The sequence below is a fragment of the Litchfieldella qijiaojingensis genome (genome assembly GCF_014651875.1).
In the GTDB taxonomy this organism is placed as follows: domain Bacteria; phylum Pseudomonadota; class Gammaproteobacteria; order Pseudomonadales; family Halomonadaceae; genus Litchfieldella; species Litchfieldella qijiaojingensis.
Genome location: NZ_BMXS01000009.1, coordinates 35,432 through 49,586, shown reverse-complemented (window position 1 = coordinate 49,586; position 14,155 = coordinate 35,432). Strand labels below are relative to the sequence as shown.

Here is a 14,155-nt window from a genome sequence, read left to right as displayed (position 1 = left end):
CTAGACCAGAAAGTCATCGATTGCCTTGGCCGGGCCCGTATTGTAGGGGGAGGTGTTGGCATCGGGATGTCGATGTCTCCTTTGGACCTGTCGATGTCTCGTTTGAACCTGTCGATGTCTCATTTGGACCTGTCGATGTCTCATCTGAGTACATTGCCGCAATGCCGGACGGTTACCCTGAAAAATGCAAGTCGTCCTCTCGACGGCTGTCACGAGCGATGTCGATCCTAGATGTCGCAGATGAAAACAACACATAAGGACGCCAGCCAATGAGTCAAGGCAACCGCGGGGTGGTCTACATGGGCCCCGGCAAGGTGGAAGTGCAGTCGATTCCCTTCCCGGAATTGGCACTGGGCAATCGCAAGTGCGACCACGGCGTGATCCTGAAGGTGGTCACTACCAACATCTGTGGCAGCGACCAGCACATGGTGCGTGGGCGCACCACCGCGCCGTCCGGCCTGGTGCTGGGCCACGAGATCACCGGCCTGGTGGTCGAGTGCGGCCGCGACGTGGAGTTCATCAAGCCGGGCGACCTGGTCTCGGTGCCGTTCAACATCGCCTGTGGCCGTTGTCGCAACTGCAAGGAAGGCAAGACGGGCATCTGCCTCAACGTCAACCCGGCTCGCCCCGGGGCGGCCTACGGCTATGTCGACATGGGCGGCTGGGTCGGCGGCCAGACCGAATACGTCATGGTGCCCTACGCCGACTTCAACCTGCTGAAGTTCCCGGACGCCGACCAGGCCATGGAGAAGATCCGCGACCTGACCCTGCTGTCGGATATCTTCCCCACCGGCTTCCACGGCTGCGTCACCGCCGGCGTCGGCCCGGGTTCCACCGTCTACATCGCCGGTGCCGGCCCAGTCGGCCTGGCGGCGGCGGTCTCCGCGCAGTTGTTGGGTGCGGCTTGCGTGATCGTCGGCGACATGATCGAAGACCGTCTGGCGCAGGCACGCAGCTTCGGTTGCGAAACCATCGACCTGACCCAGGACGGCGACATGGCCGACAAGCTCGAGGCGATCCTCGGCGAGCGTGAAGTCGATGCTTTCGTCGATTGCGTCGGCTTCGAAGCCCACGCCTGTGGCTGCAACCACGGCAAGGAAGCACCGGCCACCGTTCTGAACTCGGCAATGCAGATGACCCGCGCCGGCGGCCAGATCGGTATCCCTGGCCTCTACGTCACCGAAGATCCAGGCGCGGCCGACGACGCCGCCAAGCATGGCGCACTGAGCATGCGCTTCGGCCTCGGCTGGGCCAAGTCCCACAGCTTCCACACCGGCCAGTGCCCGGTGATGAAGTATCACCGTCCGCTGATGCAGGCGATCCTGTTCGAGAAGGTCAAGATCGCCGATGCGGTCAACGTCCAGATGATCACCCTCGACCAGGCCCCGCAGGGCTACGCCGACTTCGATGGTGGCGCGGCGAAGAAATTCGTCATCGATCCGCATGGCAGTGTAGCTGCCTGATCGAGTTCGGTTTGACGCTTCGACACCCCGCCCCGGCGGGGTGTCGTCGTTATGCGAGGGCTCACGCCGACGTCGGCGTGAGCCAGTCGTTGCCGATCGCCAATAGATGACGGGTGAGGGCCTCCAGCGTTTCCCCACCATGGCGCCAGTGGTGCCAGTAGAGTGGGACATCGATGTAATGGCTGGGGTCGAGTTCCACCAATTGACCCGATTGCAGATGGTGGCCGGCATCCAGGTCGACGAGAGCTCCCTCACGCAATTCCCGCTCGGCTTGACGTTCGGGGATCATGCCGTACCCCAGGCCGGCCAGCGCCAAGCGCACGAAGCCTTCCGACGATGGGCACAGGTGGTGTGGGAAAGGCTCATTCACGCCATGCATGGCCAGGTAGCGGTGCTGCAGGCGATCGTCTGGGCCATAGACGATGGCGGGTGCCTTCATCAGCGTTTCCCGCGTCAGTCCATCAGGAAAGTAGCGTTCGATATAGTCGGGACTCGCCAGGGCACGATAACGCATGCTGCCCAAGGGGTAGGCGCGGGCGCCCTGTACCGGTCGTGGAGAGTCGCAGATACAGCCGGCCACTTCGCCGTCGCGCATCCGCTTGAGGGCGACTTCCTGATCTTCCACCACCAGATCCAGTAGCACGCGTCGCTCATGACAGAAATCGCCAATACCTTCAGCCCACCAGGTCGCCAGACTGTCGGCGTTGATTGCCAGGCGCAGGCGCTGTTCTCTTTCACCCAGTGCTGGCACGCGATCGAGCAGGTCGCATTCCAGTAGCCGTACCTGCAGTACATGGTTGAGCAGGCGCCGCCCCAGTGGGGTCGGAGCGAGCTTGGGGCTGCGTACCAGCACCGGTTGGCCGAGCCGAGCCTCGAGCAACTTGATGCGCTGTGACACGGCGGATTGCGTTAGTCCCAGATGTTGGGCACCGCGCTCGAATCCTGACTGGTCGACCACTGCCGCCAGCGCTTCCAGAAGTTTATAGTCGAGCATCAGCTATCTTAATCATCCATTCTCTGAATTAATTTCATTTATTGCATAGTCAAGCCTAACCTCTCATCCCATTGCAAGCGAACGAAGGGATAGGAAACATGCTGGTCTCGACTCTGTATGGATTGATGGTAGGAGCCGGGTTGATTGTCGCCATCGGCGCCCAGAACGCATTCGTGCTCAATCAGGGGTTGCGCCGCGAACATGGCTGGCTGGTCGCCGCCGTGTGCGCGCTGTGCGACTGGCTGTTGGTCGGCCTAGGAGTATTGGGGCTCGGCCATCTGCTCGCCGAACAGGCGGTGCTGATGGAACTGGCCAGGTGGGGAGGGGCGGCCTTCCTGGCCTGGCAAGCCGCGCTGGCCTTGCGGCGGGCTTGGGCGCCCAACGGGCTGGTGGCGGCCGGTGCGATGCGGGGTACTTGGCAGACGGTGCTTGCCGCCACGCTGGCAGTGACCCTGCTCAACCCTCAGGTTTATCTGGATACGGTGGTGATGTTGGGGGCTATAGGTGCCGTTCAGCCAAGCCCTATGGGCTTCTTCATTGGTGCCGCCATGGCATCTTTCGGCTGGTTCTTCGGGCTGGTGGCGGCGGCGGGGTGGCTGGCGCCTCGTCTGGAGAGCTCCCTGGCGTGGCGGAGTATCGACATGCTGGTTGCCATGACGATGGGATGGATCGCCTGGCGACTGGCCAGTGGTGCCATGTTGCCACATGGCGTGTAAGAAAAACGTTACGCCTTGTCAGGTTTTTGCACCGCTCTTTGGGCGTGGATGGCGTGGCTTGCGTTGCTGTCATGTTTTCTTTACGGATGGGGCTTGAAGCGGTCGTCCATTGGGCATTGTGCAGGTGTCTTGAAGCGTTCCAGCTCGGGTGGTTGGGCCCTAATCTTGGAGGCATCCCAAGGCATCACGCCTGGCATGTGCCTATAACAATCGCCTACGGAGGTCATGATGAGCGCCCTTTCCCAAAAGACGACACCTACCCATGCGAGCCATAACCATAACCCCATCGGTACCAATGGTTTTGAGTTCGTCGAATTCACCGCGCCAACGCCCGAGGGTATCGAGGCCCTGCGCAAGTTGTTCGTGCAAATGGGCTTCACCGAGACACGCAAGCATCGCTCCAAGCAGGTCACGCTGTTCCAGCAGGAAGGCGTTAACTTCGTGCTCAATGCCGAGCCGGATAGCCATGCCGCTGAATTCGCCAGGGTGCATGGCCCCAGCGCCTGTGCCATGGCCTGGAAGGTAGCCGATGCCAAGCAGGCCTTCGAACATGCGCTGGCCAATGGCGCCGAGGCGGCGGAGAACCCAGTGGGTCTGGGGGAGGTCGGCATCCCCGCGGTCAAGGGTATCGGCGGCTCGCTGCTGTATTTCGTAGATCAAAAGGTCGATGGGGTTGGCCGCACCATCTACGACATCGATTTCGAGCCGATCCCCGGCCGCGGAGCCAACGATCACAGCGTGGGCCTGAAGGTGCTCGATCACCTGACCCATAATGTCGATCGCGGTCAGATGGACGTGTGGGCGGACTTCTATACCCGCATCGCCAACTTCCGCGAGATCCGCTATTTCGACATCGCCGGCAAGAAGACCGGCCTCCATTCCCGAGCCATGACCGCGCCCTGCGGAAAGATGCATATCCCCATCAACGAGTCTGCCGACGACACCTCGCAGATCGCCGAGTTCCTGCGCGAATACAACGGCGAAGGCATCCAGCACCTGGCCATGGCCACCGATGACATCTATGCCACCGTACGCGCCCTGCGCGCCAATGGCGTCGAATTCATGTCCACGCCGGATACCTATTACGAGAAGGTCGACGAGCGGGTGCCCAACCATCAGGAGAACGTCGAGAAGCTGCGTGAATTGAACCTGCTGGTGGACGGTGCGCCGGGCCAGGGCATCCTGCTGCAGATCTTCACCAAGACGGTGATCGGGCCGATCTTCTTCGAGATCATTCAGCGCAAGGGCAATGAAGGCTTCGGCGAAGGCAACTTCAAGGCCCTGTTCGAATCCATCGAGGAAGACCAGATCCGTCGCGGCGTGCTCAAGGACGAGTGAGCCAAACGTCGATCGTTGCCATCGAGCGCCCCCGCTACGTCGATCGGGCGGGGGTGAGTCTTGCGGTATTGTGACAGGCCTTTATATCTAAGTAACCCACGATTCGAAGATGCCTTGATGGTGAATTGGTATAAGGGCAATAAATAACGCTAAAATCTCCGACAACAACAATTTCCCCGAAGGTATTCGAAATGACGACAAGGCAACAACCCAAGAACCTGTGGGTAGGACGCTGGGGCTTTATCCTTGCAGCGACTGGCTCGGCGGTCGGATTGGGCAACATCTGGAAGTTTCCCTACATGACCGGCGAGTACGGTGGCGGCGCCTTCGTGCTGGTCTATCTGGCCTGCATCCTGGCGGTCGGCGTACCGATCATGATGGTCGAGATCGGTCTCGGCCGCCGCGGGCGCGGCAGCCCTATCGATGCCGTGCGCCGGGTGGCCCGTGAGTCGGGCCGCGGTTCTGTCTGGTCGCTGATCGGCTGGATGGCGATGCTGTGCGGTTTCATGATCCTGTCGTTCTATGTGGTAGTGGCCGGTTGGTCGTTTTCCTATCTGTGGAAGGCGATCACGGGGGGCCTGGCAGGTAGCGAGGTGGCCGACATGGCGGCCATCTTCGAGGCAAACAATGCCAACCCTTGGGTGTTGGGCTTCTGGAGCACCCTGGTCACTCTTGTCACCATGCTGATCGTCGGCAACGGTGTGCAGAAGGGCATCGAGCGCAGTGTGAGCTGGATGATGCCGGGCATGGTGATCATGCTGGCGATCATGATCGGCTATGCCATGCTTTCGGGTGGCTTCAGCGAGGGGGTGGCCTTCCTGTTCTCCTTCGAGGTCGGCAAACTCTCCAGCGAGGGGCTGCTGGCCGCTCTAGGGCATGCCTTCTTTACTCTGTCGCTGGCCTCTGGGGCGATCCTCACTTACGGTTCCTATCTGCCGGACCGCAGCTCCATCGCGCGGACCACCTTCACGGTGGCTATCGCCGATACCGTGGTGGCGCTGATGGCAGGGTTGGCGATCTTTCCGGTGATCTTCGCCAACGGCATGGATCCCGCCGCAGGGCCGGGTCTACTGTTCATGAGCCTGCCGTTGGCATTCCAGGCCATGCCGCTAGGCATGCTGTTCGCGACCATCTTCTTCGTCATGCTGTCAATGGCAGCGTTGACCTCGGCGATCTCGATGATCGAGGCCACCGTGGCCTGGCTCAACGAGAGCAAGGGTATCTCGCGGACCAAGGCGGCATGGGGCACGGGGATCCTGTTGTGGTTGGTCAGCACCCTGGCGATGCTGTCGTTCAACGTTGGTGCCGACTGGACGCTTGCCGGCAAGCACTTCTTCGACTGGCTGGATTTCCTGACCTCGCGCTTCATGATGCCGCTAGGTGGTCTGGGGATGGCTCTGCTGGCCGGCTTCCTGTTGCGTAACGAGATCTTCAGGTCGGAGCTGGGGCTGTCAGGCGTCCAACATGCGCTGTGGCTGTTCATGGTTCGCTATGTCAGCCCGCTTGGCATCGTGTTGGTGTTCATCGACAGCCTGGGATTGATGACACTGAACATGGGCACGCAGTGGCCATGGCTGCTGGCCGTGCTGGTGGCGGTCACGGTGATCGGCGAACTGGCCAGCCCGCGCCTCAGGCGGCAACTGGCTGGTTGATTGCTCCTCGACCCGCAACCTTTCCAACCCCCGCTTATGCGGGGGTTGGTCGGTTGGTCGCACACTGCCCGATCGATAACGATACTCCCGCAGTGGCGATAGATACCACGCCGCCGGAGACTTAGACAGTGACTGGACGCATCTCCTGGCCAATATAACTCATTGGTTTAAGTAATCTTTGTCGTAAGAAGCCAGGACGCGGTTCCCTCTGAATCGTTGAAGGTGACGGTTTAGGTATCTGTTATCGTAAGGTCATCTGAATCGTTGCAGACGCAATGGGGCATTAGTGGCTGTGGATACTGCCGCTTCCCCTCGACGCCCGACTCGGGCGTATCGTTATTCATCCCGGAGAAGGTGTGGTGCCCAAGGATAGAATAAGAACAGCACACTCCCGTGCCACCGATGCCCGTGAGGCTGCCCGTGAGTTTCACGCCGGGGTCTCGCAACCGGGAATGGCACTGGTGGTTTTCTTTTGCTCCAGCATGTATGACCTGGAGGCATTGGCGGACGAACTGAACGGCTTGTTCAGCGATGTCCCGGTCGTGGGTTGCACGACTGCCGGCGAGATTGGCCCCGCCGGCTATCTTACGTACAGCTTGACCGGTGTCAGCTTTCCCTCCAGCAGTTGCGTGGCAGCTACCGGATTGCTACAGGGCCTGCAGCAGTTTGAACCCCGCTCAGGCAACGATTTTTCCCAGGGCCTGTTGCGTCAACTGGAGGGTTGCCACGAACCATTACCGCTGGAGAGCGTCTTTGGCCTGCTGCTCATCGACGGCTTGTCGTTACGCGAGGAGTCGGTGGCTCGGGCCGTACAGGATGGCCTTGGCCGGATTCCGGTAGTCGGGGGATCGGCCGGTGATGACCTCAAGTTCGAGCGGACCTGCGTATTCCATGGCGGCGCCTTCCACAACGATGCGGCGGTGCTGGCGCTTGTCTGCACTAGCTTGCCCATGACTTCCTTCAAGACTCAGCACTTCGTCTCCACCGACAATCGACTGGTAGTCACCGAGGCCGATACTGCCAATCGCATCGTACGAGAGATCAACGGGCTGCCGGCTGCCGAGGAGTATGCGCGGCTGATTGGCGTCTCCCTGGCGGAATTGACTCCTACCAATTTTGCGGAGTTTCCGGTGGTCGTGTTGATCGACGGTGCCGACTATGTACGTTCCATCCAGAGTATCAACGAAGACGGCAGCATCACATTCTTTTGCGCAATCGACGAGGGGCTGGTGCTACGGCTGGGGCGTGGCGTCGACCTGGCCGGTAACCTGGAGCGGAGTCTGGAAAAGGTCAGTGAGGAAGTCGGGTCGCCACAGCTGGTGTTCACCTGCGACTGCATATTGCGCAGCCTGGAGATCGACCGGCTCGATGGGAAAAAGCAGGTTGGTGATGTCCTGCGACGCTACAACGCGATCGGTTTCAGTACCTACGGCGAGCAGTACGGTGGGCTGCACGTCAACCAGACGTTGACGGGGGTAGCGATTGGCACCCCTCTGCTGGATGAGGACTGACATGAACGCTGATGGTAACGAAGAGGCGTTGCGTGCGGAGATCGTCCGCCTCAATAAGATCGTCCGGTCGCTGATGGATCGAGCGGAACGGGACATGAGCAACCAGGGGTCCACCTTCGGCCTGTTTCAGAGCACTATCGTGCTGGAGGGACAGGTGCGCAATCGGACGCGAGACCTGGAAGCAGCGTTGCGTGAAAACGAGAAGATGACGCGCGCGTTGCAAAACGCCATGGACCGGCTGGAGAGGGAGAAGGAGGCGCAGCGGCAACTGTTGCTCAAGCTCGAGGAGGCTCATGTCCAGTTGCTGCAGTCGGAAAAGCTGGCATCCATCGGCCAGCTTGCTGCCGGTGTCGCCCATGAGATCAACAATCCCATTGGCTTCATCAACTCCAATCTGGGTACCCTCAGCGATTATGTCACGGCACTGCTAAAGCTTATCGAAACCTACGAGATGGGCGAGGCGTTGTTGCATGCCAACTCGGAACTGTTCGCCAGGCTCGATGAGGTCAAGAAGGAAGCGGACATCGCCTTTGCGCGTGAAGACATCCTCTCGCTGCTTGACGAATCGATGGAGGGCACCCAACGGGTACGGGATATCGTACAGGCTCTGCGTGACTTCTCGCGCCCAGGCGAGATGGGGTGGGAAATCGTGGATGTGCATCAGGGCATCGACAGCACACTCAATGTGGTACGCAACGAAGTCAAGCACAAGGCCCAGGTGATACTGGAGTACGGCGACTTGCCTCCGGTCGAGTGTCTGCCGTCACAGTTGAATCAGGTCGTGATGAATCTGTTGGTCAACGCCGCCCAGGCGATCCCGGATTACGGGAAGATCACTATCAGAACGAGTAGCGACGGCGACCGGGTCGCGATAGCGGTCACCGATACCGGCTCCGGTATGGCGGCAGAGACCTGTGCCAAGGTGTTCGATCCGTTTTTTACCACCAAGCCCGTGGGCAAAGGCACCGGTCTCGGCCTCTCTGTGTCGTACAGCATTATCGAACGCCATAACGGCCGTATCGATGTGCAAAGCGAACCCGGCGTTGGAACGACGTTCACCGTGCACCTGCCGGTACGTCAGGCACCGGCGGCGGAACTGCCTTCCAGGGCGTGTTAACCATTGTTCGCTCCGACTTGGCCAGATCAGACGGGAATGACGCGTGTCTGACGCCCGCTGCGGAGCGTTATAAACTTCCAAGCAGAGGTTACTGGCCAGTCCTCTGTAAAACCATTATCGTTGGCTATATAAAATCTTCCTCTATAGGCCTAACAGGTATAAATGGCGCCATGACAACCGCCGATCCTTCTCAAGCCGATGCCGTTGGCAATCATGCTCACCTGGCCGCGCTACGTGACTTTCCTCGTGGTCAGGTGACGCTGATCGGCGCCGGTCCCGGAGATCCGGAACTGTTGACCCTAAAGGCTCTGAAACGCCTGCAGGTAGCGGAAGTGATCCTGCATGATAGGCTGGTCAGCGCGGAGGTGCTGGCATTGGCCAACCCCAAGGCGAAGCGTTGTTATGTCGGCAAGGCGCGCTCGCAACACAGCGTGCCCCAGGATGGTATCAATCGGGCTCTGGTGGAGTGGGCGCGCGAAGGCAAACGGGTGGTGAGACTCAAAGGCGGCGACCCCTTCATCTTCGGCCGTGGCGGCGAGGAACTTGAAGCGCTGGCTGCCGCCGGTGTCGACTTCGAAGTGATTCCCGGCATCACTGCGGCTTCCGGCTGTGCCGCCTATGCCGGGGTGCCGTTGACGCACCGCGATCACGCACAGTCGGTGCGCTTCGTTACCGGTCATCTCAAGGATGGCAGTTGCGAGCTCGATTGGCCGACCTTGGCGCGTCCAGGTCAGACGCTGGTCTTCTACATGGGGCTGGGCAGCCTGGCGATCATTTGCGAGCGCTTGCAGGCTCATGGTCTGTCCGGTCAGACGCCGTTGGCGCTGGTCGAACAGGGCACCACCGCTCGCCAGCGGGTGCATGTCGGTACCCTGGCCGAATTGCCGCCGAGCCTGGCTCATGGCGACATCAAGCCGCCGACCCTGATCATCGTGGGAGAGGTGGTATCATTGCAGTCCCGGCTGGCTTGGTTCGATGGGCGTCGAGCGTCGAGCCAAGGTTGGCACGAGGGCAAGCATCCGACACCCCGGTCCGAAAGTCGCAGTGCCTGACTGGCACAGGGAGATCATGGATGATGGTTATCGATCGAGAACGCTTTGTCTCGGTTCGGGGATGGGCAAACCCCCTGGTCGTATTTTTGGTGGTGGTGCTGCTGGCGGGATGCGCCAGTCGCGACGCTCGCCAGTCGGGAACCGCAGGGGTAGCCGAAGGACGGGTCGAGGAAGGTCTGGCTTCCTACTATGCCGACCGCTACCACGGCCGTCCAACGGCCAGTGGTGAGCGCTTCGATCAGCAGGAGCTGACCGCGGCTCACCGCAGTTTACCGTTCGGTACCCGTGTCCGGGTGACCCACCTCGATAACGGTCGCCAGACCGTGGTTCGCATCAACGACCGGGGCCCTTATGTGCGCGGGCGCATCATCGACCTGTCGCGGCGTGCCGCTCGGGAACTCGGCATGGAAAGTAGCGGTACGGCAAGGGTGCGTGTCACGCCCGTGCGGTAAAGCCGGCCGACGCGGTGGTGCCGAGCCGGGATCATCGGCCGGGGATGTTGGACCAACGCTGGAACTCCCGTTGCCAACGGCTGAGCAACGCTTCGCGCTTGAGGTCGTCAAGGGTGGCCAACAGCCCCGGTCCCAGGCGGATCGGACGCAAGGCGTCGCCGAGACGGGTGCGTAGCTCACCAGCCGTGCCGGGACCTTCCAGTGATGGGTGCACCGCACCGAGCGATGTCTTCTCACTGATTACTCCTTGTCCGGTCTCGCTGAGCAGATAATCGAGAAAAAGTCGCGCCGATTCGGGGTGCGGTGCCTCGCGGGGAATGAATGCCAGGCGCTGGGTGACCAGCGCGTAGTCGCTCGGGATCACCATTTTCAGTTGGGGATGCGCGTCGACGAAGTCCTTGGCATAACTGCCGAGCAGGTTGTAACCCAGCCAGTAACGTCCCTCCGCGAGTCCATCGAGCATTTCCCCGGTGGTGTCGACCAGTGCCGCGTTCGCGCTACCCAAGGCGGCGACGAGATCCCAGTAACGGGGCGACAGGCGGACTTCTTCGATGGCATAGGTGTAGCCCGCGCCGCTACGTGCCGGGTCGTAGGTCACCACACGGCCTCGAAGCGCCTCGTGCCGGCGCTCCAGCAGGTTCAGCAGGTCGGCATGACTGTTCACCGCTCCGAATCTTTCTTCCAGTTCGCGTCGATAGACGATGACGATGGGTTCGAACGTGAAACCGAACAGCTCATGGCGCCAGCGGGCCCACGACGGCCAGGCCGAGGCCGCCGGCGTTTCCAGGGCTTGGGCATAGCCATCGTTGGCCAGGCGATACTGCCATGGCATGGCCGAGGAAATCAGTACATCGGCACGCTCCTGGTCTTCGTCCAGAAAGCGTTGATGCAGCTCGAGCGTGGAGAAATTGCGATAGTGCAACTCGATGTTCGGATAGCGGCGATGGAAGTCCTCCAGCAGCGGCTGGACATACGGCAGGTCGAGGGCGCCATGGATGATCAGCGAACGCGTTGGGTCGTCGCGGACCTCGGCGGAAAAATGCAGCGACTCCGTGGCCAGGGCTGGCGGACCCAGCAAGACCAACACCAATGTCAGGATTGCCTTTTTGATCATCGGCAGTCTCCCGGAAAGCGTAAAGTGACCCTCAGGCCTTGCCGGTCCTGTCCCTCGTTCAGGGCCAGGCGAGCCCCGTGGGTACGAGCGATGCCATCCACGATGGCCAACCCGAGCCCCGATCCTTCGCCTCCGTCGCGTCCTCGGTAGAAGGGTCGCAGCACCAGCAGCCGTTTGTCCGCTGGAACTCCCGGGCCATTGTCCTCGACTTCCAGGGTCGGCGGATCCGGCAAGGTGCGCACCGTGATGCGCGTGGCGCCGTAGCGTCGCGAGTTGTCGATCAGGTTGCCCAGTGCCTCTTCGAGTTGCCAGTCGACACCATTGACCATTACCGGTGCCTCGGGGGCTTCCATACCCAGGTCGATGCCGTCACGGTGGCAGGTGCTCCAGGCGTTGCGTACCGCCATGCGCGCCACCACGTTCAGGTCCAGGTGACGCAGCTCGGGCGTTGCCTCGGGGTTATTGAGCCGTGTCAGCGAGAGCAGTTGCACCGCCAGTCGGGCGGTGCTGGTACTGGTGGCTTGCATGGCCTGCAAGGCATCGCGCCACGCTTGGGGGTCGTCCTGGCGCAGTGCCAGCTCGGCGCGCGCGGAGAGCCCCGCCAGGGGAGTGCGCAATTGGTGAGAGGCGTCACCGATGAAGCGCTCTTGGTTGGCGCGCACGCGGCGCATGCGGGCCAGCAGTTCATTGAGCGTTTCCCGGAGCTCGGCGAGCTCGCGCGGCAATGGCAATTCCAGCGGTGCCAGAGTGCGTGGGTCGCGAGCGCGAATGGCGCGGCGCAACCGAGTCAGAGGGGCCAACGCGGAACGTATTGCCAGAAGCAGTACGATAATCGCCACCCCCGCCATGACAGCGATGTAAGCAAGGTTGCCGCGCAACAGCGCAAGCGTCAGAGCCTGACGCCCTTCTCGGGTATGCCCAACCCTGACTTCGAAACGTTCACGCAGGCTCCAGTCTTCCAGGCGGGTACGTCGGATCCCTTGACGCAGCGACAGACCGCGCCATTCGATATCGCGATAGTGCAAGGTGTCGCCGCTATCGGTGTCGCCGCGAGGGTCGCCGGGGAGACGCGCATTGCCGGTGATGAACTGGCCATCCCCGTCATACACGGCATAGAACACCCGCTCCTCGGCGCCGGTAGCGAGCATCTCCAGTGCCGCCGGTGGCAGGTCGAGCCACAACCGCTCGTTTTGCCACTGGACCTGCTCCGCGATCGACAGCGTGGCCGCTTCCAGCAGGCGATCGAACGCCCGGTCGGCAGTCCGTCGGGCATCCAGATAGGCTTGTACCAGCATCAGGGTGCCGAGTGCCATCAGTGGCAGCAACAACCACGCCAGCAAGCGTCGGTAAAGGCTGCCGGGAGGTTTCACGATGCCTCCAACAGATACCCCAGGCCACGCACGGTGCGCACTTCCACCTGGCTGCCCTTGAGTCGGCGGCGTAGGCGGTGGATGTACACCTCGATGGCATTGTCGCCCATGGCCTCGCCCGCAAAGGCTTCTTCGACGAGGCGAGCCTTGTCAACCGGTTCACCGATATGCCGCATCAGGCAATTCAACAGGCGCTGCTCGCGGGGCGGCAGATTGAGAGGCTCGCCATCCAGACTGAAGCGTTGGGTCATGGCATCGAATGACAGCGCGCCAACCTGCAGGCCTTGGCCTCGTGCCTGGCGGCGCAGCAGGGCACGCACGCGAGCTTCCAGTTCATCGAGGGCAAAGGGTTTGGCGAGGTAATCGTCGGCGCCGAGGTCGAGCCCGCGTACGCGGTCTTCGATGGCGCCGCGGGCGGTGAGGATCAGCACCGGTGTCTCGCTATCGTGGTGGCGCAATGCGGCGAGCACTTCCAGGCCGTTGCAGCCTGGCAGGTTGAGATCCAGCAGTATCAAGTCGTAACCATGCCCGGGAGCGGCGAGACGTTGCCGGGCGAGCGCGCCATCGTCCCACCAGGTGACCTCGTTTCCCTCGAGGCGAAGGGCATCGTTGAGCGTCTCGGCGAGCAGAGTGTCGTCTTCGACCAGCAAGAGCTTCATGGCGTGCCTCGCTCCGGAGTGTCGATCGGCCGACGTTGCAGTTCGGCAACGGCATCGTTCAGGTGACGCTGGGCACTTTCCCGAGTCACGCGTCCGTTGGGACCGGACAGGGTCAGCCACGACGATAGGCCGCCCATACAGGCATCCAACGATTTGCATAGCATAAAGCCGCCCGGAAGCTCCAGCGAGGGGTCGTCGTCATCGACGATCGGCCAACGCATACCGGGATGCATGTCGTGCCGGAGACTGCTGTCGGGCAGCGTCACCAGGCGGCATTCGGCATGACCCAAGGTGACCTCCAGCAGAGCGGCCGTCTCGCCGCTGCGTGCAGCGAGATTGTCCAGCACCGGCTGCACCCAGGCGGCCAGTTGGCGGCTGGGAAGGTGACGGCGCGCCAGGCGAACCGGCGTGTGCCCCAGGCGGTAACGTCCGTCATCTCCACGTTGCACGTAGTCGTAACGCTCGAGCGAACCCAGCAAGCGCAACAGCGTGCTTTTGTAGAAACCGGTGGTAAGTGCCAATTCGGCCAGTGTGAAGTGTTCGCGGGGGGAATCGAACGCTTCGAGCACGGTCAGCGCTCGCTCCACGGCTTCGACGCGGTCCTGTGCCATAGGCGCTTCCCTCAATGGATTCAACTTTAGTCGCAATGGCGGAAACAGTCGTTGACGGCCCCTGACAAGGTGCCTAGCCTTCCATCCTAAGGAACGACGTTCTGCC

Annotated in this window: 13 protein-coding genes; 8 read left to right on the top strand and 5 right to left on the bottom strand. The window is 61.6% G+C overall.

The annotated features are described in order from the left end of the window. The first annotated feature begins 269 nt into the window (after positions 1 to 269). On the top strand, positions 270 to 1,463 hold the full coding sequence (gene fdhA / locus IE093_RS10275; RefSeq protein ID WP_189468813.1) for a formaldehyde dehydrogenase, glutathione-independent: 1,194 nt from the start codon (positions 270 to 272) through the stop codon (positions 1,461 to 1,463). A 61-nt stretch (positions 1,464 to 1,524) separates the two neighbouring features. On the opposite strand, the gene IE093_RS10270 is transcribed toward fdhA, so the two are convergent. Then, positions 1,525 to 2,457, bottom strand: a complete 933-nt coding sequence (locus tag IE093_RS10270; RefSeq protein ID WP_189468811.1) for a LysR family transcriptional regulator ArgP — start codon at positions 2,455 to 2,457, stop codon at positions 1,525 to 1,527. Positions 2,458 to 2,555: 98 nt separating this feature from the next. On the opposite strand from IE093_RS10270, the gene IE093_RS10265 reads away from it, so the two are divergent. From IE093_RS10265 to IE093_RS10235, 7 genes are all read left to right on the top strand, one after another. After that, positions 2,556 to 3,173, top strand: coding sequence for a LysE/ArgO family amino acid transporter (locus IE093_RS10265; RefSeq protein ID WP_189468809.1), 618 nt, complete (start codon positions 2,556 to 2,558; stop codon positions 3,171 to 3,173). Positions 3,174 to 3,401: 228 nt separating this feature from the next. Then, positions 3,402 to 4,511 carry a 4-hydroxyphenylpyruvate dioxygenase gene (gene hppD / locus IE093_RS10260; RefSeq protein ID WP_189468807.1) on the top strand — a complete coding sequence of 370 codons (1,110 nt, stop codon included), beginning with the start codon at positions 3,402 to 3,404 and terminating at the stop codon, positions 4,509 to 4,511. Between the two features lie 191 nt (positions 4,512 to 4,702). Beyond that, the gene (locus IE093_RS10255; protein ID WP_189468805.1) at positions 4,703 to 6,163 is read left to right on the top strand and encodes a sodium-dependent transporter; all 1,461 of its coding nucleotides are present in this window, start codon (positions 4,703 to 4,705) and stop codon (positions 6,161 to 6,163) included. A 359-nt stretch (positions 6,164 to 6,522) separates the two neighbouring features. Next, on the top strand, positions 6,523 to 7,674 hold the full coding sequence (locus IE093_RS10250; protein WP_229803468.1) for an FIST N-terminal domain-containing protein: 1,152 nt from the start codon (positions 6,523 to 6,525) through the stop codon (positions 7,672 to 7,674). 1 nt (position 7,675) lies between these two features. Then, a complete protein-coding gene (locus tag IE093_RS10245) occupies positions 7,676 to 8,791 on the top strand; it encodes an ATP-binding protein (RefSeq protein WP_229803466.1) in 1,116 nt (371 codons plus the stop codon). A gap of 170 nt (positions 8,792 to 8,961) precedes the next feature. Then, complete coding sequence (gene cobA / locus IE093_RS10240) at positions 8,962 to 9,843, top strand: uroporphyrinogen-III C-methyltransferase (RefSeq protein ID WP_189468802.1); 882 nt, start codon at positions 8,962 to 8,964, stop codon at positions 9,841 to 9,843. Between the two features lie 20 nt (positions 9,844 to 9,863). Further along, positions 9,864 to 10,295, top strand: coding sequence for a septal ring lytic transglycosylase RlpA family protein (locus tag IE093_RS10235; protein ID WP_229803465.1), 432 nt, complete (start codon positions 9,864 to 9,866; stop codon positions 10,293 to 10,295). A 31-nt stretch (positions 10,296 to 10,326) separates the two neighbouring features. On the opposite strand, the gene IE093_RS10230 is transcribed toward IE093_RS10235, so the two are convergent. The 4 genes from IE093_RS10230 to IE093_RS10215 are packed head-to-tail and all read right to left on the bottom strand — an operon-like array spanning position 10,327 to position 14,049. Continuing rightward, positions 10,327 to 11,409, bottom strand: a complete 1,083-nt coding sequence (locus IE093_RS10230) for an ABC transporter substrate-binding protein (protein ID WP_189468800.1) — start codon at positions 11,407 to 11,409, stop codon at positions 10,327 to 10,329. After that, positions 11,406 to 12,779, bottom strand: coding sequence for a sensor histidine kinase (locus IE093_RS10225; protein WP_229803463.1), 1,374 nt, complete (start codon positions 12,777 to 12,779; stop codon positions 11,406 to 11,408). Before IE093_RS10225 ends, IE093_RS10230 begins: the two co-directional genes overlap by 4 nt. Continuing rightward, positions 12,776 to 13,438 (bottom strand): response regulator transcription factor, encoded by a 663-nt coding sequence (locus IE093_RS10220; RefSeq protein ID WP_189468797.1) that lies wholly within the window; start codon positions 13,436 to 13,438, stop codon positions 12,776 to 12,778. Before IE093_RS10220 ends, IE093_RS10225 begins: the two co-directional genes overlap by 4 nt. Beyond that, positions 13,435 to 14,049, bottom strand: a complete 615-nt coding sequence (locus tag IE093_RS10215; protein WP_189468795.1) for a helix-turn-helix domain-containing protein — start codon at positions 14,047 to 14,049, stop codon at positions 13,435 to 13,437. The genes IE093_RS10220 and IE093_RS10215 overlap by 4 nt, the downstream gene beginning before the upstream one ends. Between the last annotated feature and the right edge of the window lie 106 nt (positions 14,050 to 14,155).